We start from the raw sequence: 22,793 nt of genomic DNA on the forward strand, positions 1-22,793 counted from the left end.
TCCCGCTTCTCCCACCGACGCCAGCCACCGCGCCCTCCGGGGTGCGGGCGCCAGCCCTGCCATGACAACAGAAAGACTCGAATGTCACAGCCACAGGGCCCGCGCCGCGGGCAACGCCTCGTCCTGCATCCCCTGACCGCGGCCGTCGCCGCGCTCGCCGCCGGCCTGGTGCAGGCGCAGACCACCGGCGCCCCGACCGTCGTCGCCCAGGCGCCGCTGCCCAAGGTCGTCGTCTCGGCGACGCGCGTCGAAGCCAATGAAGACGAGGTCGCGGCCACGGTCAGCGCGGTCACCGCCGAGGAGATCGAGCAGCGCGGCGCGGCCGATGCCCAGGACCTCGTGCGCTACGAAGCCGGCATCTCGGTGCGGGCGCTGCCCAACCGCAGTTCGGCGGCCTTCTACAGCACCGGCCGCGGCGGCAACGAAGGCATCAACATCCGCGGCCTGGAAGGCAACCAGGTCATGCTGCAGGTCGACGGCGTGCGCCTGCCGATGCTCTACGCCAGCGGCCCGGTCTTCGCCGGCCGCGCCGACTACATCGACGTCGAGGCCTTCAAGCGCGTGGAACTGCTGCGCGGGCCTTCGTCCACCTCCTACGGCAGCGACGGCCTGGCCGGCGCCGTCAGCTTCGTCACCAAGGACCCGTCGGACCTGCTGCGCGAGGGCGAGAAGACCGGCGGCGCCGTCAAGCTCGGCTACCGCAGCATCGACCGCGCCTGGAGCCTCGTGCCCTCGGTCGCGCTGCGCACCGACACCGGCTGGGAAGCGATGCTGCTGGCCAGCCTGCGCCGCGGCCACGAGGTCGACAACAAGGGCGACAACGATGCCCGCGACATGACGCGCACGACGCCCAATCCGCAGGACACCGACGCCGACTACGTGCTGGCCAAGCTGCTCTACCGCTTCAACGACCGCCACCGCGTCAAGTTCAGCGCCGAACGTGTCGACCGCCAGTACGACACCCAGGTCTACACGCTGTTCGGCGACCCGATGTACCTGACGACCACCGACGTCGCCTCGAGCGAACACATCAAGCGCTCGCTGCTGAAGGCCGACTACCAGTACACCGACCCGCGCAACCCGTGGTTCCAGCGTGTCGACGCCAGCCTGTACTGGCAGGACTCGGAGAACCGCCAGAAGGGCTGGGAGACGCGCAGCAACACCAGCGCCTGGAACTCGCGTTCGCGCGACAACCTGTACGCCGAGAAGGCGCTGGGCAGCAGCCTGCAGTTCGAGTCCAACTTCGGCACCCAGGTCACGCAGCGCCTGATCTGGGGTCTGGACGCCTCGACGACCGAGGTCAGCTCGCTGAAGGACGGCGCCAACTATCTCAACGGCGTGCTCGTGACCACCGGCTCCAGCGCCTTCGTCGTCAACAAGAGCTTCCCCGACACCGACTACCGGCTGCTCGGCGCCTTCGTGCAGGACGAGATCAGCTTCGGCCGTTGGTCGCTGATCCCCGGCCTGCGCTACGACCGGTTCGAGCTCGATCCGGACAAGAACGACCCGCTGTACGCGCGCAACAACACGCAGCCGCCGACCGAACTGAGCGACGGCGAGCTGTCGCCCAAGCTGGGCTTCGTCTTCAACGTCGCGCCCAACCTGCGCTTCGTCGCCCAGTACGCCCACGGCTTTCGCGCGCCGACGCCGTCGCAGGTCAACGGCGGCGTCAGCAACCTGCTCGCGTCGCAGCCCTACATCTCGCTGGGCAACCCCGACCTGAAGCCCGAGACCAGCGACAGCGTCGAGCTCGGCCTGCGCGGCAGCCAGGGCGGCCTGCGCTGGAGCGCGACCGTCTTCAAGGCGCGCTACGACGACTTCATCGCGTCCAACGTCAAGATCGGCGGCAGCGGCACGGCTTCCGATCCGACGATCTTCAGTTCGATCAACCTGAACGACGTCGAGATCCAGGGCTGGGAAGCGACGCTGGACTGGAACTTCCTGCCGAGCTGGACGCTGACCGGCCGCTACGCGCACGCCAGCGGCGACAGCAAGCAGGCCGGCGTCAAGACGCCGCTGGAGACCATCGACCCCGACAAGCTCGTCGTCGGGCTGCGCAAGCAGGCCGAGACCTGGGGCGGCGAGCTGATGCTCACCGCGGTCGAACGCAAGTCGCGTGTCGACGAGAGCCAGTACTACGTGCCCGGCGGCTTCGTCGTCGCCGACCTGTCGATGTGGTTCCAGCTCGGCCGCGACGCGCAGCTCAACCTGGCGCTGAACAACCTGTTCGACAAGAAGTTCGTGCAGTGGGCCGACGCCCGCGGCCTGGCGGCGACCACGGCGATCGCCGACGCCTTCAGCCAGCCCGGCCGCGGCATCAGCGCCAGCCTGCGCTACCGCTTCTGATGCGCCCCGCCGCCAGCCTGCCGGGCGAGGCCCGGCACTGCCAGCTCGCCGCCGCCCGCCGCCGCCTCGTGGCGGCGGCCGTCGCGCTCGCCGCGCTGCTGATGCTGCTCGCGCTGCCGGCGCAAGCCGCACGCGTGCTCGTCGTCACCACCTCGCCGGTGCCGCCGGCCAAGCTCGCGGCGCTGGCACGTGTGGGCGGCCCGCTGGGGCTGGACGTTCAGGCCCGCTACGTCGAGAAGCTCGGCACCATCGACGCCACGCTCTGGGACGGCGCCGATCTCGTGCTGCTGGACGCGCCGCGCGCCCACATCGAAGCCTGGATGCGCGAGAAGCTGGCGCCCGCGCTGCCGGCGCTGGAGCGCCGCCGGCATGTCTGGCTGTCCACCGCCGAGGCGCGCCCGCACGAGGTGCCGGCCGACCTCGCCCAACGCCTGCACGCCTATTACGTCAACGGCGCCGGGCCCAACCTGCGCCACTTCGTCCAGACGCTGGACGACTGGCTGGACGGCCGGCCCTGGGGCGGCCACCCCGACCCGGTGGTCTTCCCGGCCACCGGGATCTACCACCCGAAATACCCCGGCCTGGTCACCGCGGCGACGCGCGACTACCTGGCTTGGAAGGGCGTGGCCGCCGACGGCAAACGAGCGCCGGTCGTCGGCATCGTCTTCCACCCGCAGAGCGTCGCCGCCGAAGAGACCGAGCTGCTGGACGCGCTGATCGCCCGCCTGGAAGCGCAGGGCGCGGTGCCGCTGGCCTTCTACACGCCGGTGCTCGACGCCGACGCGGTGCGCCGCGTCGCGCTCGTCGACGGCCGGCCGGTGGTCGACGTGCTGATCAACACCCAGATCACGCTGAGCCCCGACGCCCGCCGCGCCGAGTTCGAGGCCCTGGGCGTGCCGGTCATCCAGGCCATGGCCTATCGCCGCGGCGACACCGCCGCCTGGCGTGCCGACCCGCAGGGCGTGCGCATCGACGACGTGCCGTTCTACCTGTCGCAGGCCGAGACCGCCGGCATCACCGACATCCTGATCGCCTCGGCCACCGGCGGCGCCGACGAACGTGTGGAGCCGATCGCGCCGCAGGTCCACGCCGTCGTCGCCAAGGCGATGAAACTCGTCGCGCTGCAGCGTAAGCCAGCGGCCGACAAACACGTCGCGCTGTTCTTCTGGAACTACCCGCCGGGCGAGAAGAACCTGTCGGCCTCGTTCATGAACTTGCCGCGCAGCCTGGTGGCGACGCTTGCGGCGCTGCGCCAGGCCGGCTACACGACCGAGACCCAGGACGAGGCGGTGCTGACGGCCTCGCTGCAGCGATTGCTGGAGCCCGCCTACCGCCCGGCCGCCGACCGCGAGGTGCTGGAGCGGCTGCTGCGCGACGGCCTGGCCGACTGGCTGCCGGTCGCGCGCTACCGCGCTTGGCTGGCGGGCCTGCCGCCGGAGGTCGGCGCGCGGCTGGACGAACGCTGGGGCGCGCCCGAACGTTCGACCTGGATCGTGCGCCGCGGCGGCCAGGACGGGTTCGTCGTGCCGCGGCTGCGCCTGGGCGGCATCAGCCTGCTGCCGCAGCCGCCACGCGGCGAACGCGGCGAAGACCGCGAGAAGGCCATCTACCACTCGACCAGCGCCGTGCCTTCGCACCACTACTTCGCCGTCTACCTCTGGGCGCGCGAGCAGTTCGCCGCCGACGCGCTGGTGCACTTCGGCACCCACGGCACGCAGGAATGGCTGCCGGGCAAGGAGCGCGGGCTCTCGGTCTTCGACGACGCGCTGCTGGCCGTCGGCGACGTGCCGGTGGTCTACCCGTACATCGTCGACAACATCGGCGAGGCGCTGCAGACCAAACGCCGCGGCCGTGCGGTCGTCGTCTCGCACCAGACGCCGGCGCTGGCGCCGGCCGGGCTGCACGACGCGCTGACCGCGCTGCACGACGCGCTGCACCAGTGGCTGGCGCAAGGCGAGGGCCAGGTGCGCGACGCGCTGCGGCGGCAGATCACCGACGGCGTCAAGCGCGAGCGCATCGCCGCCGACATGGGCTGGAGCGAGGCGCGTGTCGAGGCCGACTTCCCGGCCTTCATCAGCGCGCTGCACGACCATCTGCACGAGCTCGCGCTGACCGTGCAGCCGGTCGGCCTGCACAGCTTCGGCCGCGCGCCCGAGGAACGCTGGCGCCTGGCGACGGTGATGGAGATGCTGGGCCGCGAGACCATCGTCGCGCTGGCCGCACCGGGCGAAGAGGCCGACGAGGTGCTGGTCGGCGACTGGAAGAAGCTCACCGAGACCGCCACCTACCGCCGCCTGCACGAGTACATCGTCGAAGGCGCCGACACCGCGGCGCTGCCGACGCCGGCGCGCGAAGCGGTCGAACGTGGCCGGCGCTGGTACGCCGACCTGGGCGCCGAAGGCGAGCTCGCCGGGCTGCTGGACGCGCTGGCCGGGCGTTACCGGCCGACGAGCTACGGCGGCGACCCGATCAAGAACCCCGACTCGCTGCCGACCGGGCGCAATCTCTACGGCTTCGACCCCTCGCGGGTGCCGACCAAGGCCGCCTGGGAAGCCGGCAAGCAGGCGCTGGAGCAGCTCGCCGCCGCGCACCGCGCCAAGACCGGCCGAGCGCCGGCCAAGCTGGCGTTCACGCTGTGGTCGGTGGAGACGATGCGCCACCAGGGCCTGCTCGAAGCGCAGGCGCTGTGGGCGCTGGGCGTCGAGCCGGTCTGGGACGCCGGCGGGCGCGTCGCCGACGTCAAGCTGGTGCCGCGCGCTGCGCTGGGCCGGCCGCGCATCGACGTTGTGCTCTCGGCCACCGGGCTGTACCGCGACCACTTCCCCAACGTGATGCGCCAGCTCGCCAAGGCGGCGCGGCTGGCGTCGCAGGCCGACGAAGCCGACAACCCGGTGGCGGCCAACGCGCGCCGCATCGCCGCCGGGCTGCGTGAACGCGGCCTGGACGCGGCCGCCGCCGAACGCGCCGGGCAGACGCGCATCTTCTCGTCCGAGTCGGGCCGTTACGGCAGCGGCCTGGACGACGCGGCGCTGGCCACCGACACCTGGAAGACCCAGGCCGAAGGCGACCGCAAGCTGGCGACGCTGTACCTGTCGCGCATGCAGTACGCCTACGGCCCCGACGAGGCCGAGTGGGGCCAGGCCGGCACCACGGCCAACCTCTACGCCGAGCACCTGAAAGGCACCGAAGGCGCGGTGCTGGCGCGCAGCTCCAACCTCTACGGCATGCTGACCACCGACGACCCGTTCCAGTACCTGGGCGGGCTGTCGCTGGCCGTGCGCCACCTCGACGGCAAGGCGCCCGAGCTCTACATCAGCAACCTGCGCGGGCCGGGCGCGGGGCGGGTCGAAGGTGCCGCCGAGTTCCTGGCCAAGGAGCTGGCGACCCGCAACTTCCACCCCGGCCACATCAGCGGCTTGATGGCCGAGGGCTACGCCGGCACGCTGCAGGTGCTCGACGGCATCAACAACTTCGCCGGCTGGCAGAGCGTGGCACGCGAGATCGTGCGCGACGACCAGTGGCAGGAGTTCATGGACGTCTACGTGCGCGACAAGCATCAGCTCGGCATCCGCCGCTGGTTCGAGAGCCGCAACCCGCACGCGATGGCGCAAGTCATCGAACGTTTGCTCGAAGCCGCGCGCCTGGGCCAGTGGAAGGCGGCGCCGGAAAGCGTCGCCGAGCTGAAGGCGCGCTGGCGCGAGCTGGCGCAGCGCCACGACGTGCGGCCCGACAGCGCCGCGTTCGCCGCCTTCGTCGGCTACGGCCTCGCGCCGCAGCCGGCCGCGCCGGCGCCCGCACCCGCGGCGCCCGCCGACGCGGCCCCCGTTCCCCCCGAGCCCGCCGCGGCACGGCCCCCGGTCGAGGGCCTGCTGCTCGAACGTGTCGCCCCGCCGCCGGCCGAGGCCTCGCGCGCCGCGCTGGCGCTGGCCGCCATCGCGCTGGCGCTGGCCGGCGGCGCGCTGCGCGGCCGGCGCTCCCGTTCCTCTCTTTCGTTCGCCACCTGAAGGCAGCCCACACGCCATGAACCACGCACTCGAATCGACCATGTACGACGTCGCGCAGCTCTTCCTGCTGCCGACGCTGGCGCTGATCGCGCTGCTCTTCCTCTACGCCTTCTGGGCGCTGGGCGAGTTCCTGACGCTCGCCTGGCAGCGCCGGCGCGGCGGCGGCCGGCCGCTGCTGGCCGCCGACCGCGCCGCCGGCGGCCTGAGCGACGACGCGCTCGACCTGCACGCGCACCGGATGCTGGAAACGCAGCGCATCGCCAGCCGCGTGACGCCGATGCTGGGGCTGGTCGCGACGATGATCCCGATGGGCCCGGCGCTGAAGTCGCTGTCCGACGGCAACCTGGCGCAGGTGTCGCAGAACCTGACCGTCGCGTTCTCGGCGGTGATCCTGGCGCTGATCGCCGCGTCGATCACCTTCTGGGTCGTCAACGTGCGCCGGCGCTGGCTGGCCGAGGAGCTGGTCGAGATCGCCGCCGCCCGCGGCAAGGCGGCGGCATGAAGCTGCTGCACGAAGCGCAGGACGACGACCCCATCCTATCGGTCGTCAACCTGATCGACATCTTCCTCGTCGTCATCGCCGCGCTGCTGATCACGGTGGCGCAGAACCCGCTGATGAACCCGTTCTCCAAGCGCGACGTCACGGTCATCACCGACCCCGGCAAGCCGAGCATGGAGATGGTCGTCAAGAAGGGCGAGAAGATCGAACGCTACAAGGCCAGCGGCGCCATCGGCAGCGGCGACGGTGAGAAAGCCGGCGTCGCCTACCGCATGAAGGACGGCGCCATCGTCTACGTGCCCGAAGGCGGCTCCTGAGCGGCGCGGCGCCAGACGGCGCCGGCGCCCGAACAGAGCAGCAGCGCCAGCAAGAGCGCGAACACCAGCACCGCGCCGCCGCGCCCGGCCGGCGCGACGCAGCCGACCAGCTGCACGAGCCAGAAGACGAAGGCCGCGACGTAGGGCAGGAACAGCGTCCAGCGGGCCGCCGTCAGCGCGCCGGGTGCGCGGTGCGCCCGCACCATTCGCCAGTGCGGCGCGCCGGCGAAGTGCCGGTCCAGCGCACGCCACCAGGCGATCAGGTTGCGCGAAAGCACGACCTCGATCGTGCCCGCGACGACGCTGAGCCCCAGCCCGGTGGTGGCGACCAGCGTCTTCGACGGCGGCACGCCGACGTCGTAATAGACCTTGGCCAGCGCCGCGATCGCGCCCAGGAAAAACGGCAGCGCGATGAATCGGATCGAGCTGTGCGCGCGGATGAAGGCCAGCGTCTCGCGCACGGCGTCGTCGGCCGGATCGGGCGGCATCGGGACCTCGCGATGGCGGCGGACGGTGGTCCGGGAGCCCAGTGTCGCGCGCCGGCGCGGCCACCGCGTCGCGGCGAACCCGCAAACCTGTCACGAGCAAAGACCGCGTCGCCAGCGTACGATTTGCGCGAATTTGCCCCCCGACAGGAGAAGCCGATGCAAGGCCACCCCGCCATCCTCGACGCGCTGAATGCGCTGCTGGTCGACGAGCTCGCCGCACGCGACCAGTACTTCATCCATTCGCGCATGCTGTCGGAGTGGGGCCTGACCAAGCTGGCCGACCGCATCGGCCACGAGATGGAAGACGAGACCGGGCACGCCGACGCGCTGATCCGCCGCATCCTGATGCTGGGCGGCACGCCGCGCATGACCCCGAACGCGCTGGACGTCGGCCACGACGTGCCGTCGATCCTGCAGAGCGACTTGGCCGTCGAGCTGCGCGTCGTGCAGCACCTGCGCGAGGTGATGGCGCTGTGCGAGGCCGAACGCGACTACGTCACGCGCGACATCCTGCTGCCGATGCTCGACGACACCGAGCAGGACCACGCCCACTGGCTGGAGCAGCAGCTGCGCCTGATCGGCCTGGTGACGCTGCCGAACTACCTGCAGAGCCAGATGGCGTCCTGAGGCCGGCGGAACGCGGGTTGCCGGCTCCGCGGCATCTCGACCGCGGGAGCCGGCATGGACGACAAGACGATCTGGGTGCTGGTGGCCGACGAGGCCATCGCACGTTTTCTGCGCCGCCCTGACGGCGGTGGTGCGCTCGAACCGATCGAGGAGCTCACCGACCCGGCTGCGCACGCACGCGGGCGCGACCTGCGCGACGACGCCGTGGGCCGCCGTACCGGCGGCGTGCCGGCCGGTGCGCCGGAGAGCGCGCGCGGCGGCACGGCCACCGCGTCGGCCGGCGAGGACGAGCGCCACCACGAAGCCGAGAGCTTCGCGCGCCGCGTCGCCGCGCGGCTGCACGAGGCGGCGCTGGCGCACCGCTTCGACGAACTGCACCTGGCCGCCGCGCCGCGTTTTCTCGGCCTGCTGCGCAAGGCGTTTTCGCCGCAGGTGCAGCAGCGCCTGGGGCGGCAGTTCGACAAGGACCTGGTGCAGGTCGACAACGCCGAGCTGGCCGAACGTTTCTTCCCGCGGCCCAGGCGGGCCGGGACCGGTTGAAGCCGGAGCAGTTGCTCAGTTCGCTGACGCGGCCGCTCGGTCCCACTCCGAGCAGAGTTTGCGGAAAGACCGGCTGTTCGTGAACGCCTGTTCGAGGTCCATCCTGGCCGAGAAGGCTGGCTGGTCGGTCGTCTCGCCGTAGCTTGCGCTACCCATCCTGAGACGCATCCAGCCTTTCGCGTCACGCGGCGATTCCGCTGCGATGGTTTCATTCGGGTCGAAACGAAACCCTCGGTGCCCGTCCAGCGAGGCCGCAGCGGCAATGAACCAAGCCTCATACTCTCGGTTGGCAAACACCACCGAGACGCTGCGGTGCGGAACGATTCGAACGGCATCTGCCAGCACGGCGGCCGCCCTTTGTGCAGGGCAGTCATCGTCGGCGTCGAAGAGCACGAGGATCCAGTCGCCTTGGCCGGACTTGGCTGCTGCGAGCTGCAGGTGGCGTTCGAACTCCTCCGGGCGGTTCAGAAAGCGGTCCCGCCTGACGCGGATCGGCTGCGCGATCTCCGCGTAGAGCTCCGGTGAGCGCCATTGCGCGATCCGACGCAGTAGCACGGGCAGCGCGGCGACTTCGCCGTCGCCTTCTACGATAGCCACGACCTTCATCGTGCAAGGTTGCCGAAGAGTTCCGTCTGGCGCGCCTGCTGTTCCGCCAGCATCTTGCGATCGGGCGCCAACTGGTTCAGTCTCAGCAACTCCCCCGGAGAAAACAGCTGCCGGCGCAGGACGTCTCGTGAAGCTTCATCCAGCGGAGCGATCCGAGTTTCTCCACCTTCTGAAGCGACGGCAAGGAACGAGTCCGCCGGAATGTTCCGATCGTCCAGCAGGTCCGGGCTATGGCTGGTGACGATGATCTGCGTGTTTTGGGACGCGCGGGACAGCGCTTCGCGCAGTGCAGAACTGGCGGCCGGATGCAACGCCGTTTCAGGTTCCTCGATGCCGACGAGGCTAGGTGCGTAATCCCGGTTGGCCTGGAACAGCGCGACGAGTACGCCGAGTGCTCGAAGAGTGCCGTCCGACATGTTCTGAGCCAGGAATCGCCAAGGGTGGTTGGAGCCGGCCATATCTTGGCGGAACTCCAGTGTTTCCATCGGACCGACCTGCTTGCGCTCTATGCCCTCCACCATCGGTACGACGGTCCGCAGGTACTCCTGGATGATGGCGGTCTGGCCAGCTGCGACTCGCTCCAAGTGGCCGATGACGCTGGCGATGTTCTCCCCTGCAGGCTTGAGAAGACGACCTTCCTGTGGCTTTTGCAACTCGCGCATCAGCTTTGGGTTCAGGTTGTAGAAACCCATAGACGACAGGGCGTCGAAAACTGGCCGGAATACCGCTAGACCTGATGCCGCTACCAAGGCTAGGCGGTCCGAGGTCACGGCCGGGAAGCTGCTTTCGCTGCTGTCGCGCAGTTGGCCGCGGTCGATCCGGAAGAATGGGCCGCGGCCGATGCCGCCGATGACGCATTCCTCGGTGAAGACCTCATAGCCACGGTCTTTCAGCGCGCCAATATTGAACGCATAGTGTCCGCACTGGCCCCCTGGAAGTTCGAACTCCAGCCGGATGCCGAAGTGCTTCGGATGGCCGTTCGAACGCCGCCTAACCTCGTTGAGCCCTCCACGCTCGTTGATGGCGTTGTCCAGCGAACCGTTCAGTGCGTCGCGCACCAGATGCAGGGCGTCGAGGAAGTTGCTCTTGCCTGAGCCGTTGACCCCAACGAGATAGGTCAGCGCGTGCAGCTCAACGTCACAGCTGCCGATGCTCTTGTAGTTGCGCAGGATGACGCGCTTCAGGAAGGTCCTGGGGGTCGGTGTCATGGTTGTCGTCGATGTGCCCGGCGGACGTGGCAATTCTGTGGCATCCCGTTAGTTGCGGGGCTTGAGGCAAGGGCGTGGGCTGTCCAGCCGGCGCCTTTATGCCCTTGGCGCATCTTAGGGTCAGCAAGCCTGGGGTCCACCGCCGAGTGTCGCGCTCGTCCCGACCATTCTCATGGTCTGCCGATGTAACGGTCTGCCGCAGCGCTCAACCGCCGCGTCTCCCGGCCGAAGAGCCGGGATCGGCGACGGCGGGAGACGCAGGTGCGGCAGATGATGTTGATGGGCTGGATGCTCGCCACGGCGCTGCCCGCGGCCGCCGGTGGGCTGACGGCCACCGAGACCCGCTGGCTGCGTGGTGCCGCGCCGGTGCTGGCCGATGCCGAGGCGCGCGGCCTGCCGCTGGACATCGTCGTGCAGCCGCAGCCCACCACCGGGCTGGCGCCGCTGGCGCTGGGTTTCGTCGACGGGCGCTGCAAGTTCGTGCTGTCGATGCGCGCCAATCCCGAGTCTGAAGCGACGCTGGAACGCCTGCCACCCGGCCGCGAAGACGCGGCTCTGGAGCTGATGGCCGCGCACGAGGTCGCGCACTGCGAACGCCACGTGCAGGGCGCCTGGCACGGCCGCCCGCCGGGCGCCGACGCAGCCACCGACCCCGAGCGCCGCGAAGAAGCCTGGGCCGATCTCGCCGGCCTGGCCTGGATCCAGGCCCGCCGCCCGGCCGACTACGCCGCGCTGCACGCCTGGCTGGTGGCCGAACGCCAGCGCGACCGCCTGCCCGGCGGCGCGCACGACACGCTGGACTGGGTGGACGCCGCCGCCAGCGGGCTGGACGCCGCGTCCCCGCTGGCCGCCGCGGCGGCCTTGTGGGCGCGTGTCGCGGCCGCGGCACGCTGAGATTCAACGTCGGCGCTCCCGGCGCCGATAACGGGGCATGACTCCCCGCGACAGCCTGCGCGTGGCATGCTGCGGCGCGCCGATGCCGCCTCGAACCCGCTCCCGCCCCGGCCGATGATCCGCCACCTGATGCGCATGCGCCGCGCCGCGCGTATTGCCACCGCGCTGCCGTCCAAGGAGCTGCTGCTGGCCGAGATCGGCCGCCACGCCGGCCCCGACGGCCGCATCGTGCGTGCCGACCCGCTGCCGGCGATCGTCGTCGCGGTGCTGGCGGTGCTCGTCGCGGCCTGGCGCCACCAGGCCGGCGAAGACGGCCAGGCGCTGGCCGCGCTGCTCGTCGCGCTGCTGGCCGGCGGCCTGCCGGTGGCCGCCTTCGCGGCGCGGCGGCGCTTCATCGATACCGTGCTCGGCCAGGCGGCGATGCTCGACCGCGGCCTGAGCGCGGTGCAGCGTGACGGCCGCGCGCTGTGGCGCGACTGGCGCGAGCGTTTCCCCGACTTCGAGCGCGGCGACGAAGGCCAGAGCATCGACCGCCTCGTCGAAGGCGAGTGGACCGACGAAGCCGGCCGGCCGCACACGATGGCCTGCTACCGCTTCAGCTGGGTCGAGGTCCAGCACAGCAGCCGGACCGACGCCGACGGCAAGCAGCACGACGAGACGCAGCGCACGACGCACTACCGCCACGGCGTCGTCGTCTCGCTGGCGCCGCCGCTGACGCTGGCGGTGTCCGAAGTGCGCAAGCCGAAGATGCCGGTGGCCTGGAGCACCGCATCGATCGAGTTCGGCGAGCGCTGGCGTGTCGGCGCGGCCAGCGAGATGCAGGCCGCGCGCCTGCTGACGCCGTCCGTCGTGCAGACCTTCGTCGAGACCGGGCGCCACTTCCGCGCGCTGGACCTGCACTTCGCCGGCGAGCAGGGCTGCATCTCGTTCTCCGACGACGACCTGCTCGTGCGCGCCGACGCCCGCCAGCGCACCGACCGCCTCGACGATCTGCGCTGGCGCGTGCGTTCGACGGCGACGATGCCCAAGCTCGAGGCGCTGACGACGCTGCTGCGCACGCTGTGCGATGCCGCCGACGGGCTGCAGCCGCGCGCCGAGCCCGCGCCCCCGATCCCGAACCGAAAGGCCTTCCCGTGAACACCACCCTGATCGTCGTGCTGGCCGCCATCGCCGTCGCTGCCGGCGTCGTCGTCATCCACAACGGCATCGTCTCGCGCCGCAACGCGGTGCGCCGCGCCTGGGCCGACGTGCTGGCCTACGAACGCCAGAAGCAGCAGACTCTGCCCAAGCTGGAGGAGCTGGTCGGCTCCTACCAGGAGTACGAACGCGGCCTGCTGACCAGCGTGACGCAGCTGCGCGAGAGCCTGGGCCGCCTGGGCGCGCAGCCCGACGGCATCGCGCTGGCCCAGGCCGAACGCGCCAGCGCCGAGCTGCTGAAGAGCCTGCGCATCGCCGTCGAGGCCTACCCCGAGCTGCAGGCCGCCGGCGCCTTGCGCGATCTGATGGCCCAGCTCGTGGACCTGCAGAAGGAAGTGACGGCGGCGCTGACGATCTTCAGCCGCAACGTCGAGCTCTACAACACCGGGCTGGAAGTGTTCCCGGCCTCGCTGGTCAACGCGGCGGTCACGCGCGCGCAGCCGGTCGAGCCTTTCACCGACCCGCGCGCGGCCTCGGCCTTCGACTACCGCCCGCGGCTCTGAGCCGGATTCAGCGCGTGCGCCAGGCGTGGTGACAGGCGACGCAGGTCGTCGTCAGCTCGCCCAGTCGGCGCAGCGCCAGTGCCTGGTCGCCGGCTTTCGCCGCTTCGGCGAAACGGCTGGCGGCCTGATGGCCGTCGATGCCCATGCGGTGCATCGCCTGCGGCATCTGCGGCCCGGGGCGGGCGTCCATCGGCAGCGAGCGGTTGCGGCCCATCGCGCCGAAGCCGAGCTCGGTGTCGGCCACCACCGCGGCCTCGGCCAGCTTGCCGTCGGCCACCAGCGTGATCAGCTCGTTGAGCGCACGCAGGTTGCCCAGCATCTCGTCGCGCAGCGTGGCCTGCGCTGCCGGCGTCAGCGGCGCGAGCGTGCGGCCGTCCTCGGCGGCGAAGACGGTGGGGGCGCAGACGAGACAGGCGAGGGCGAAGGCACGGCGCATGACGGGCTCCGGGAAAGCTGACGCCGCGATGCTACCCCCGGGGGTTTCGGGGCCGGCTGCGGGGCCTCCCGGGACGTGGCCCAATCGGCGCATGAGCAGAGACAACACCCCCGTCTTCGACGACCCCGCCGGCGGCTGGAACCAGCGTTACCGCGCCGAGGGCTACCTGTTCGGCACGGCGCCCAACGCCTATCTCGAGAGCCTGGCGGCGCGGCTGCCGGCCGGCGGCCGTGCGCTGTGTGTCGCCGATGGCGAAGGCCGCAACAGCGTCTGGCTGGCGCGGCGCGGTTTCGAGGTCGACGCCTTCGACATCTCGGACGTCGCGGTGGCCAAGGCGCGGCGCCTGGCGGCCGAGGCCGGCGTCAGCGTGCACTACGAGGTCGCCGGCTGCGACGACTGGGCCTGGCCCGAAGCGGCCTACGACCTGGTGGCCGCGGTCTTCGTGCAGTTCGCCGACCCGCCCGCCCGCGCGCGCCTGTTCGAGCGCATGGCGCGCGCGCTGCGCCCGGGCGGCTGCCTGGTGCTGCAGGGCTACACGCCGGCGCAGCTGGCCTACCGCAGCGGCGGGCCGGGGCGCGTGGACCATCTCTACACGCCCGAACTGCTGCGCGAAGCCTTCGCCGGGCTGGAGATCCTGGACCTCGCCGAGTACGAAGCCGAACTCGCCGAAGGCACGCAGCACGTCGGCCGGGCGGCGCTGATCGGCCTGCTGGCGCGCCGCCCCGGCTGATCAGCCTTTCGCGCGGCGCAGCAGCCGCAGGCCGTTGAAGACGACGATCAGGCTGGCGCCCATGTCGGCGAAGACGGCCATCCACATCGTCGCGTCGTCGAACACCGCCAGCGCCAGGAACACCGCCTTGATGCCCAGCGCCAGCACGATGTTCTGCACCAGCACCGCGTGCGTCGCGCGCGACAGGCGCACGGTCTCGGCGACGCGGCGCGGGTCGTCGTTCATCACGACGACGTCGGCGGCCTCGATCGCGACGTCGGTGCCGGCGGCACCCATCGCGATGCCGAGGTCGCTGCGCGCCAGCGCCGGAGCGTCGTTCAGGCCGTCGCCGGCCATCGCCGTCGGGCCGTGGCGGCGCTGCAGCTCCTCGATCGCGGCCAGCTTGTCTTCGGGCAGCAGGTCGGCGCGCACTTCATCGATGCCGGCTTCGGCGGCCACCGCCTGCGCCGCCGCGCCGTGGTCGCCGCTCAGCATCACCGGCACCACGCCCAGTGCCTTCAGCGCCGAGACGGTTTCGCGCGCGCCGGGTTTCAGCGTGTCGGCGACGGCGAACAGCGCCAGCGCCTGCGCGCCGCGGCCCAGCAGCGTGAGGCCGCGGCCCTGGCGTTCGTGCTCGGCCAGCGCGGCTTCGAGCTCGGGCGTCAGCGCGCCGCGTTCGGCGGCCAGGCGGCGGCTGCCCAGCCAGACGGCGGCGCCCTCGGCCTGGGCGACGACACCACGCCCGTGCAGCGCCTGGACCGCGCTGACGGCGGCCGCTGCGGCAGGCGCCAGGCCGGCGGCGATGGCGCGTGACACCGGGTGGTCGGTCTGCGCCGCCAACGCCGCGCCCAGCGCACGCGCCGCCGCCTCGTCGCCGGCCAGCGCCTGCCAGTGCACCAGCCGCGGCCGGCCTTCGGTCAGCGTGCCGGTCTTGTCGAACGCCACGGCGCGGATGCGGCGCGCGGCTTCGAGGTGGGCGCCACCCTTGAGCAGCACGCCGCGGCGCGCCGCCGCCGCCAGGCCGCTGGACAGCGCCACCGGCGTCGAGATCACCAGCGCGCAGGGGCAGGCGATGACCAGCAGCACCAGCGCCTTGTAGATCGCCGCGGTCCAGGCCCAGCCGGCGACGAGCGGCCCGCCCAGCGCCACCGCCAGCGCGATGGCGAACACCGCCGGCGTGTAGACGGCGGCGAAACGGTCGACGAAACGCTGCGTCGGCGCGCGCGAGGCCTGGGCGTGTTCGACCGCTTCGACGATGCGCGCCAGCGTCGAACGCGAGGCCGGCGCGGTGATGCGCGCCTCGACCGCGCCCGACAGGTTCAGCGTGCCGGCGAACAGCGCGTCGCCGGGCTGCTTGTCCACCGGCAGGCTCTCGCCGGTGACGGCGGCCTGGTCGACGCTGGTCGTGCCTTCGCTCAGCACGGCGTCGACCGGGAAACGTTCGCCCGGCCGCACGCGCAGCGTCTCGCCGACGGCGGCTTGGGCCACCGGCACCGTGACCCAGGCGCCGGCACGGCGCAGCGTCGCGACCTCGGGCGCCATCGCCATCAGCGCGGCGATCGCGCCGCGTGCGCGGTCCACCGCGCGGGCCTCGATCAGCTCGGCGATCGTGTAGAGCGCCATCACCATCGCCGCCTCGGGCCACTGGCCGATCGCGAAGGCTCCGACGACGGCCACCGACATCAGCGCGTTGATGTCCAGCCGGCGGCGCGCCAGCGCGGCGAAACCCTTCGTCAACACGCCCAGGCCGGCCAGCGCGATGGCCGCTGCGGCGAGCGCCATGCCGGCCCATTCGGCGGTCTGGGAGGCCGGCAGCAGGGCGTGCAGCAGCTCGGCCGCGGCGGCCAGCGCCAGCGCCGCGCCCAGGCGCGGCAGGCCGGCGGCGCGCCACCAGGGCAGCGGCGCGGCGTCGTCGGCCAGCGGCTCGGCGGCGAAGCCGGCGCGGCGGATCGCGGCCAGCGCGGCGTCGCGCGCCGCCGGTTCGGCGTCCAGGCGCAGCGTGCGTTCGGCGAGCGCGAAGCGCAGCGTCCGGATGCCGTCTATGCCTTCGAGCGCGCGGCGGATCTGCCCTTCCTCGACGGCGCAGTCCATCGCCGGGATGCGCAGCTTCAGGCCGGGGCCGCCGGGATCGGGCGTGGTGTCGGTCGGCGCCGCGCAGGCGCCGCCGCAGCAGTCGTGTTCGTGGGCGTGTCCGTCGCCGTGCGTATGGGCATGGCCGTGGTCGTGCCCATGCTCATGCCCGTGATCGTGCGAATGTTCGTGGGCGGGTTCCGCCGCCTGCCGCCGCCGCGTCGGCATCGGCAAGGCCACCGTGGCCACCGGCGTGCAGCCACAGCCTTCGCCGCAGCCGTCGGATTCGGTCTTTCTCGTGTCCATGCCGCCATTGCAGACCCTGTAGCGGGTTTAGAGTCAAGCGTCGGACACGAAAGGATGGTGATGCGCATCGGCGAACTCGCGGCGGCCTGCGGCACGCCGGTCGAAACGATCCGCTACTACGAACGTGAAGGCCTGCTGCCGGCGGCGCCGCGTTCGGGCGGCAACTACCGCGTCTACGGCGAAGCCGAGCTGGAGCGCCTGGCCTTCATCCGCCAGTGCCGCGCGCTGGACATGTCGCTCGACGAGGTGCGTGCGCTGCTCGCCTTCCGCGACTCGCCGCCGGCCGACTGCAGCGGCGTCAATACGCTGCTGGACGAACACATCGGCCACGTCGTGCACCGCATCGAGGAACTGCGTGCGCTGGAAGCCTCGCTGCGGGCGCTGCGCGCGCGCTGCGACACGCCGGGCGACGGTGCTGCCTGCGGCATCCTCAGCGGCCTGGGCCAGGTGGCGCTGCCCGAGGCCGCGCCGCACACCGGCGGCGTGCACGAGCACGCGGCGACACACGCGCCGCGGCGGCGCTGAAGGCGCGCGGGCTCAGCGCGGCATCGTCTCCGACAGGTAGTAGCGCGCGCTCTCCTCGGGCGGGCAGCGGCCGTAGCGCAGCACCGACTCGTGCACCAGCCAGCGCCCGTCGCGCAGCCGCCAGGCGGTGGTGCATTCGGTGACCGAGGTCGTTTCGACGAACTCCTCGTCGTCGTCGGAGGCCGGCGCGGCCAGGCGGTGGCGGCTGGCGCAGAAGCTGGGCGCGCCGTCTGCGGCGTAGCCCAGCGTGCGTTCGGCCGGCAGCTCGTCGTCGGCGTGGCGTTCGCAGCGCTGCGGCGGCACCACCAGATGGCGCAGCGTGTCGGGCAGCAGCAGGCTCCAGTCCTGCGGCGGCTGCGGGGCGCAGCAGGGCGGCGGCGGTGGGTCGACGCGGGTGCGGGCCATCGGCATGCTCCTTCGGAGTCAGGCGACTTCGGCGTCGCCGGGATGGAACTCGACACGCACGTCGCAAGGCGGCGCGCTGTAGGGGGCGGAGCTGACCAGCAGGTCGGCGCCGGCGGCGGCGTAGGCCGCGGCGTTGGCGGCGTTGACGCCGCCGGCCGCCGCCAGCCGCGGGCGCCGCGGCAGCGACTGCAGGCGCGTGTGGCACTCGGCCAGCTGCGCCGGGCTGAACTTCTCCAGCTGCAGCAGGTCGGCGCCGGCTTCGGCCCAGGCCAGGGCTTCGTCGACGCCGCGTACCTCGACGACCACCGTCTTCTCGGGTTCGGCGGCGCGCAGCCGCGCCACCGTGGCCGCCGGCGCCTCGCGCAGGTAGAGCCGGTGTTCGGGGAAGACGAGCAGCGTTTCCGACAGCCCCAGCCGGTGCATCGTCGCGCCGCCGGCGCGCACCGCCTTGGCCGACAGCCACTTGGTGCCGGGCACGTTCTTGCGCGTGCAGGCCACCGGCAGCTCGCGGCCGCTGTCGCGCGCCGCAGCCACCAGCGCGGCGCTGGCGGTGGCGATGCCGGAGGCCCATTCGACCAGCGTCTGCGCCGTCTTCCAGGCCGCGTGCAGCGCCGGCACCGGGCCTTGCGCGGCCAGCAGACGTTCGCCGGCGGCGACCGTGCGCCCGCTGGGCACCAGGCGGCGTGCCGTGGCGCCGGCCAACTGGAACAGGCGCTCGGCCTCCTCGGTGGCGCAGACCGTCATCGCGCCGCGCGCGCGAAACTCCAGCCGCGCCAGTGCCGCCGCGGCCAGGCCCAGCGCCGCGGTCGTCAGGTCGCCACAGGGAACGTCGTCGTGCAGCAGGGCCAGCAGTTCGGGGTCGGGCAGGCGGTCCATCGAAGTCCTCAGGCGAGCAGCGCGACGGCCTTGATCTGCGCCCACACGGGGCAGCCCGGCACCAGCCCGAGCTGGTCGCGCGACAGCCGGGTGATGCGCGCCACCAGCGGCGTGCCGCCGGCGTCCAGGCGCAGCAGCACGTGCGCCGGCGTGTCGGCCGGCGCCTCGGCGACGACGGTGGCGGCGACGCGGTTGAGGATCGAGCTGTCGCCCGAGGGCGAGAGCGCGACGCTGACGTCGCGCGCCCGCACCTGCAGCCGCAGCCGCCGGCCGGCGGGCTCGGGCCCGTGCGCCACCTGCACACGCCCGCCGGGGAAGGCGATCGTCACCAGGCCGTAGTGCGCGTCGTGCTCGACGACGCGGCCGTCGATGACGACGCCGGCGTCTTCGCCCTGCGCGGTGGGCAGGTCCAGCCGGGCCATCAGCTCGGCCAGCGGGCCGTGGGCGACGACGCGGCCGGTGTCTAGCAGCACCAGGTGGTCGGCCAGCCGCGCCACCTCGTCGGGGGCGTGGCTGACGTAGAGGATGGGCAGGTCGAGTTCGGCGTGCAGCTTCTCGAGGAAGGGCAGGATCTCGCGTTTGCGCGCCTGGTCCAGCGCGGCCAGCGGCTCGTCCATCAGAAGCAGGCGCGGGCTGGTCAGCAAGGCGCGCGCGACGGCGACACGCTGGCGCTCGCCGCCGGACAGGTGCGCCGGCTTGCGTTCCAGCAGGTGGCCGATGCCCATCAGCTCGACGGCGGCGTCGAAGTCGACACGGCGATCGGCCGCCGCGATGCGCTTGCGGCCGAAGTCGAGGTTGGCGCGCACCGTCAGGTGCTCGAACAGGCCGGCGTCCTGGAAGACGACGCCGACCGGGCGTTTGTGCGTCGGCACGAAGACGCCGCGTGCGTCGTCCTGCCAGCACTCGCCGCCGACGACGAGCCGGCCGCGGTGGCGTTCCAGCCCGGCGATGGCACGCAGCAGCGTCGTCTTGCCCGAGCCCGAAGGCCCGAACAGCGCGGTGACGCCGCGGCCCGGCAGCTGCAGATCGGCCTGCAGGCGAAAGCCCGGGTAATCGACGTCGAAACGCGCTTCGATCGGCGCACGCGGCTCGGCCGCACGTTCGACGGCCTGCGCCTCGGGGCGGCCGGCGTTCATGCCCGCCTCCGCGACGGGTTCAGCGTGTACAGCCCGAGCAGCACGACGAAGCTGAAGATCACCATGCCGGCGGCCAGCACGTGGGCCTGGGCGTACTCCATCGCCTCGACGTGGTCGTAGATCTGAACCGAGACGACACGCGTCTGCTCGGGGATGTTGCCGCCGATCATCAGCACGACGCCGAACTCGCCGACGGTGTGCGCGAAGCCGAGGATGGAGGCGGTGAGGAACCCCGGCCGCGCCAGCGGCACGACGACGCTGAAGAAGGTATCCAGCGGCCCGGCGCGCAGCGTCGCCGCGGCTTCCAGCGGCCGGTCGCCCAGCGCCTCGAAGGCGTTCTGCAGCGGCTGCACGACGAAAGGCATCGAATAGAACACCGAGGCCACGACCAGCCCGGCAAAGGTGAAGGGCAGGCGGCCGATGCCGAGCCATTCAGTGAACGCGCCGACGGGGCCGTGCGGCCCCATCGCCAGCAGCAGGTAGAAGCCCAGCACCGTCGGCGGCAGCACCAGCGGCAGCGCGACAACGGCGCCGACCGGGCCCTTCCACCAAGACCGCGTGCGCGCCAGCCACCACGCGATCGGCGTGCCGATGACGAGCAGCAGCGCGGTGACCACCGCCGCCAGCTCCAGCGTCAGCCGGATCGCGCCCCAGTCTTCGCTGCTGAACGGCATCGGCGGGCTCCGTGCGTCGCGTTACGGCGCGACCTGGTAACCGTAGGCGCGGATCACGGCCAGGGCTTTGTCGCTCTTCAGGTAGGCCAGCCAGGCCTTGGCCGCCGGGTTGGCGGCGCCCTTGGCCAGCACGACGGCGTCCTGGCGGATCGGCTGGTGCAGCTTGGCCGGCACGATCCAGGCCGAACCGCCCTTCAGCGCGCCGTCCTCGAACACCTGCGACAGCGCGACGAAGCCGAGCGGCGCGTTGCCGGTGGCGACGAACTGGTAGGCCTGGGCGATGTTCTCGCCCTGCACCAGCTTGGGCGTCACGGCGTCGAATACGCCCAGCGCCTTCATCGTCTCGACGGCGGCAGCGCCGTAGGGCGCGGTCTTCGGGTTGGCGATCGACAGGCGCTCGAAGTGGCCGCTCTTGAGCACCGCGCCCTGGGCGTCGACGACACCCGGCTGCGCGCTCCACAGCACCAGCGTGCCGATGGCGTAGGTGAAACGGGTGCCCGGCGCGGCCTGGCCTTCCTTCTCCAGCTTGGCCGGCGTCTCGTCGTCGGCCGACAGCAGCACCTCGAACGGCGCGCCGTTGGTGATCTGCGCGTAGAACTTGCCGGTGGCGCCGAAGCTCAGCTTGGCGACGTGGCCGGTGTCCTTCTCGAACTGGGCGGCGATCTTCTGCGCCGGCGCGGTGAAGTTGGCGGCCACGGCCACCTGCACCTCGTCGGCATGGGCCAGGCTGGCGGCGAAGAGCAGGGCGGCGAGGGCGATCGGGTTCTTCATGCAGGAAAGCTCCGTGTGACGGGGGACGGGGAACGGGACAGGCGTCAGTCGTAGGTGGCCAGGATCACCGCCGAGGACTTGAACAGCGCGCCGGCGGCCATGCCGGGCGCGAGGCCCAGCGCCTCGACGCTGCCGTGGGTGACGACGGCCGCGACGCTGCGGCCACCGGGCAGGGCGATGACGACCTCGTCGTTGACGACGCCGGCGTGCACCGCCGAGATCTCGCCCCAGAGCTGGTTGCGCGCCGTGACGCGCATGCCGCGCTCGGTGGTGACGAGCACCGAGCTCGACTTCACCAGCGCCAGCACCTCCTGGCCGATGGCCAGGCCCAGGTTCTCGGCACTGGCGCGCGTGATGACGGCGACGATCTCGGTCGCGTCGTCGAGTGCCAGGCGCACCTCGTAGTCGACCTGGCCGTCGCGCAGGCCCACGATGCGGCCGTGGAACTGGTTGCGGGCGCTGGTGCGCATCGAGGCGCGGCGCATCAGCTGGCGGAAGGCGCGCACGTCGGACGCACCGGCGTCGGGCAGGTGCGCGGCGACGCGGTCGAGCACCGTCTGGTACTCGGTCTCCAGCGCGCGGTACATCGCGACGACACGCCGGCCGTAGTCGGTGAGGCGTGTGCCGCCGCCCTGGCGGCCGCCGGTAACCCGTTCGACGACCGGCTGCGGCGCCAGATTGTTCAGCGTGTCGATCGCGTCCCAGGCGGCCTTGTACGACAGCGGCACGGCCTTGGCGGCCTGGTTGATCGAGCCGTGGCGGTCGATCGCTTCGAGCAGGCGCACACGGGTCTCGCCCAGCGAGGCGCCGCCGTCGGTGTCCAGCGTCATGCGGGCGGCGAAGCGGGGGGCGTCGGAGTCCATGTGTCGGCGGTTTTATGTACTGTGGTAGATAGCGAATCCCGTGCCACCGCCGCCGTCCTGCGTCTGCCGGACAAGCGCGTCGCGCGGTGCCGTCGTTATGGTGGCGATGACCTAGGGCTTGCCCTTAGAGTGGGTCACGCCGGGCCACGCTGTCGGGTGCCCGACATTCTATGTAGGCAAGACTACAAAAAACCCGTCAGAGCCTCCCACACGAAAAGGAAGCACGATGAAGATCAGCGCTCGCAACGTTCTCCGCGGCACCGTCTCGGCGGTCAAGGCCGGTGCCGTCAACGCCGAAGTCCATGTCGATCTGGGGGCGGGCGACCAGCTGACGGCCATCGTCACGCTGGCCAGCTGCACCGAACTGGAGCTGGCCCCGGGCAAGCCGGTGGTGGCGCTGGTCAAGGCGCCCTGGGTCATCGTGATGACCGGCGACAGCGAGCTGAAGCTGTCGGCGCGCAACCAGCTGGCCGGCACCGTCAGCGCCGTCGAGACCGGCGCCGTGAACGCCGAGGTCGTCATCACGCTGCCCGGCGGTGCGCAGATCGCCGCCATCGTCACCAAGGAAGCCGTGAAGGACCTGGGCCTGGCGCCGGGTGTGGCGGCCACCGCCGTCATCAAGGCTTCGCACGTCGTCCTGGGCGTACCCAAGGCCTGAGCGCCGCCCCGGCGTTTATCCCGAGGCCGGCGCCCCCGGCCCGGGCTTAGGCTGGCATCCGGCAGGCAAGGCGGCGCGCCGGTGGCGCGCGCCGCGGTCACCCTGCCGCCGCACGATGCCCGCCACCCGCTCCCC

23 protein-coding genes are annotated in these 22,793 nt (G+C 72.0%); 12 read left to right on the plus strand and 11 right to left on the minus strand.

Annotated elements, in window-relative coordinates:
- Positions 1–81: 81 nt before the first annotated feature.
- Genes RGE_RS02990 through RGE_RS03005 form a run of 4 tightly spaced genes read left to right on the plus strand, consistent with a single transcriptional unit; the run spans position 82 to position 7,166 of the window.
- Positions 82–2,346, plus strand: a complete 2,265-nt coding sequence (locus tag RGE_RS02990; protein ID WP_014426826.1) for a TonB-dependent hemoglobin/transferrin/lactoferrin family receptor — start codon at positions 82–84, stop codon at positions 2,344–2,346.
- Positions 2,346–6,350 (plus strand): cobaltochelatase subunit CobN, encoded by a 4,005-nt coding sequence (gene cobN, locus RGE_RS02995; protein ID WP_014426827.1) that lies wholly within the window; start codon positions 2,346–2,348, stop codon positions 6,348–6,350. Before RGE_RS02990 ends, cobN begins: the two co-directional genes overlap by 1 nt.
- Positions 6,351–6,366: 16 nt before the next feature.
- Positions 6,367–6,852 (plus strand): MotA/TolQ/ExbB proton channel family protein, encoded by a 486-nt coding sequence (locus tag RGE_RS03000; RefSeq protein ID WP_014426828.1) that lies wholly within the window; start codon positions 6,367–6,369, stop codon positions 6,850–6,852.
- Positions 6,849–7,166 (plus strand): DUF2149 domain-containing protein, encoded by a 318-nt coding sequence (locus RGE_RS03005; protein WP_014426829.1) that lies wholly within the window; start codon positions 6,849–6,851, stop codon positions 7,164–7,166. Before RGE_RS03000 ends, RGE_RS03005 begins: the two co-directional genes overlap by 4 nt.
- On the opposite strand, the gene RGE_RS03010 is transcribed toward RGE_RS03005, so the two are convergent.
- Entirely contained in the window at positions 7,142–7,654 is a 513-nt protein-coding gene (locus RGE_RS03010) for a hypothetical protein (protein WP_014426830.1), read from the minus strand. The two genes, RGE_RS03005 and RGE_RS03010, sit on opposite strands and share 25 nt — an antisense overlap.
- A 156-nt stretch (positions 7,655–7,810) precedes the next feature.
- On the opposite strand from RGE_RS03010, the gene bfr reads away from it, so the two are divergent.
- The gene (gene bfr, locus RGE_RS03015) at positions 7,811–8,281 is read left to right on the plus strand and encodes a bacterioferritin (RefSeq protein ID WP_014426831.1); all 471 of its coding nucleotides are present in this window, start codon (positions 7,811–7,813) and stop codon (positions 8,279–8,281) included.
- Positions 8,282–8,335: 54 nt separating this feature from the next.
- The gene (locus RGE_RS03020; protein WP_014426832.1) at positions 8,336–8,821 is read left to right on the plus strand and encodes a host attachment protein; all 486 of its coding nucleotides are present in this window, start codon (positions 8,336–8,338) and stop codon (positions 8,819–8,821) included.
- Positions 8,822–8,836: 15 nt separating this feature from the next.
- Here the strand turns inward: RGE_RS03020 and RGE_RS03025 are convergent, their stop codons facing one another.
- A complete protein-coding gene (locus RGE_RS03025; protein WP_043783753.1) occupies positions 8,837–9,427 on the minus strand; it encodes a DUF4276 family protein in 591 nt (196 codons plus the stop codon).
- Entirely contained in the window at positions 9,424–10,635 is a 1,212-nt protein-coding gene (locus RGE_RS03030; RefSeq protein WP_014426834.1) for an AAA family ATPase, read from the minus strand. The genes RGE_RS03025 and RGE_RS03030 overlap by 4 nt, the downstream gene beginning before the upstream one ends.
- Positions 10,636–10,905: 270 nt before the next feature.
- On the opposite strand from RGE_RS03030, the gene RGE_RS03035 reads away from it, so the two are divergent.
- The 3 genes from RGE_RS03035 to RGE_RS03045 all read left to right on the plus strand — a co-directional run bounded on the left by RGE_RS03035 (position 10,906) and on the right by RGE_RS03045 (position 13,229).
- Positions 10,906–11,529, plus strand: a complete 624-nt coding sequence (locus RGE_RS03035; RefSeq protein ID WP_148280110.1) for a hypothetical protein — start codon at positions 10,906–10,908, stop codon at positions 11,527–11,529.
- A gap of 114 nt (positions 11,530–11,643) precedes the next feature.
- Complete coding sequence (locus RGE_RS03040; RefSeq protein ID WP_014426836.1) at positions 11,644–12,666, plus strand: hypothetical protein; 1,023 nt, start codon at positions 11,644–11,646, stop codon at positions 12,664–12,666.
- Positions 12,663–13,229, plus strand: a complete 567-nt coding sequence (locus RGE_RS03045; protein ID WP_014426837.1) for a LemA family protein — start codon at positions 12,663–12,665, stop codon at positions 13,227–13,229. The genes RGE_RS03040 and RGE_RS03045 overlap by 4 nt, the downstream gene beginning before the upstream one ends.
- Before the next feature lie 7 nt (positions 13,230–13,236).
- On the opposite strand, the gene RGE_RS03050 is transcribed toward RGE_RS03045, so the two are convergent.
- Complete coding sequence (locus RGE_RS03050) at positions 13,237–13,665, minus strand: cytochrome c (protein WP_014426838.1); 429 nt, start codon at positions 13,663–13,665, stop codon at positions 13,237–13,239.
- 91 nt (positions 13,666–13,756) lie between these two features.
- Here RGE_RS03050 and RGE_RS03055 point away from each other — a divergent pair, with 91 nt between their 5' ends.
- Positions 13,757–14,395 carry a class I SAM-dependent methyltransferase gene (locus tag RGE_RS03055; protein ID WP_014426839.1) on the plus strand — a complete coding sequence of 213 codons (639 nt, stop codon included), beginning with the start codon at positions 13,757–13,759 and terminating at the stop codon, positions 14,393–14,395.
- On the opposite strand, the gene RGE_RS03060 is transcribed toward RGE_RS03055, so the two are convergent.
- Entirely contained in the window at positions 14,396–16,750 is a 2,355-nt protein-coding gene (locus RGE_RS03060) for a heavy metal translocating P-type ATPase (protein ID WP_014426840.1), read from the minus strand.
- Between the two features lie 60 nt (positions 16,751–16,810).
- Between RGE_RS03060 and cadR the strand changes: the two genes are divergently transcribed.
- Positions 16,811–17,275 carry a Cd(II)/Pb(II)-responsive transcriptional regulator gene (gene cadR, locus RGE_RS03065; protein ID WP_043784573.1) on the plus strand — a complete coding sequence of 155 codons (465 nt, stop codon included), beginning with the start codon at positions 16,811–16,813 and terminating at the stop codon, positions 17,273–17,275.
- A gap of 12 nt (positions 17,276–17,287) precedes the next feature.
- Here the strand turns inward: cadR and RGE_RS03070 are convergent, their stop codons facing one another.
- The 6 genes from RGE_RS03070 to RGE_RS03095 are packed head-to-tail and all read right to left on the minus strand — an operon-like array spanning position 17,288 to position 22,000.
- Positions 17,288–17,680, minus strand: coding sequence for a hypothetical protein (locus RGE_RS03070; RefSeq protein ID WP_014426842.1), 393 nt, complete (start codon positions 17,678–17,680; stop codon positions 17,288–17,290).
- 18 nt (positions 17,681–17,698) lie between these two features.
- Positions 17,699–18,556 carry a ModD protein gene (gene modD / locus RGE_RS03075; protein WP_014426843.1) on the minus strand — a complete coding sequence of 286 codons (858 nt, stop codon included), beginning with the start codon at positions 18,554–18,556 and terminating at the stop codon, positions 17,699–17,701.
- A gap of 8 nt (positions 18,557–18,564) precedes the next feature.
- Positions 18,565–19,692: a molybdenum ABC transporter ATP-binding protein gene (gene modC / locus RGE_RS03080; RefSeq protein WP_014426844.1), complete on the minus strand. Its 1,128-nt coding sequence runs from the start codon at positions 19,690–19,692 to the stop codon at positions 18,565–18,567.
- Complete coding sequence (gene modB, locus RGE_RS03085) at positions 19,689–20,366, minus strand: molybdate ABC transporter permease subunit (RefSeq protein ID WP_014426845.1); 678 nt, start codon at positions 20,364–20,366, stop codon at positions 19,689–19,691. The genes modC and modB overlap by 4 nt, the downstream gene beginning before the upstream one ends.
- Positions 20,367–20,387: 21 nt before the next feature.
- Entirely contained in the window at positions 20,388–21,137 is a 750-nt protein-coding gene (gene modA, locus RGE_RS03090) for a molybdate ABC transporter substrate-binding protein (RefSeq protein WP_014426846.1), read from the minus strand.
- 44 nt (positions 21,138–21,181) lie between these two features.
- Positions 21,182–22,000: a TOBE domain-containing protein gene (locus RGE_RS03095; protein ID WP_014426847.1), complete on the minus strand. Its 819-nt coding sequence runs from the start codon at positions 21,998–22,000 to the stop codon at positions 21,182–21,184.
- Between the two features lie 226 nt (positions 22,001–22,226).
- Between RGE_RS03095 and RGE_RS03100 the strand changes: the two genes are divergently transcribed.
- Complete coding sequence (locus RGE_RS03100; RefSeq protein WP_014426848.1) at positions 22,227–22,658, plus strand: TOBE domain-containing protein; 432 nt, start codon at positions 22,227–22,229, stop codon at positions 22,656–22,658.
- The last annotated feature ends 135 nt before the right edge of the window (positions 22,659–22,793 follow it).

Origin of the sequence: Rubrivivax gelatinosus IL144 (assembly GCF_000284255.1) — a bacterium.
Classification (GTDB): Bacteria; Pseudomonadota; Gammaproteobacteria; order Burkholderiales; family Burkholderiaceae_C; genus Rubrivivax; species Rubrivivax gelatinosus_A.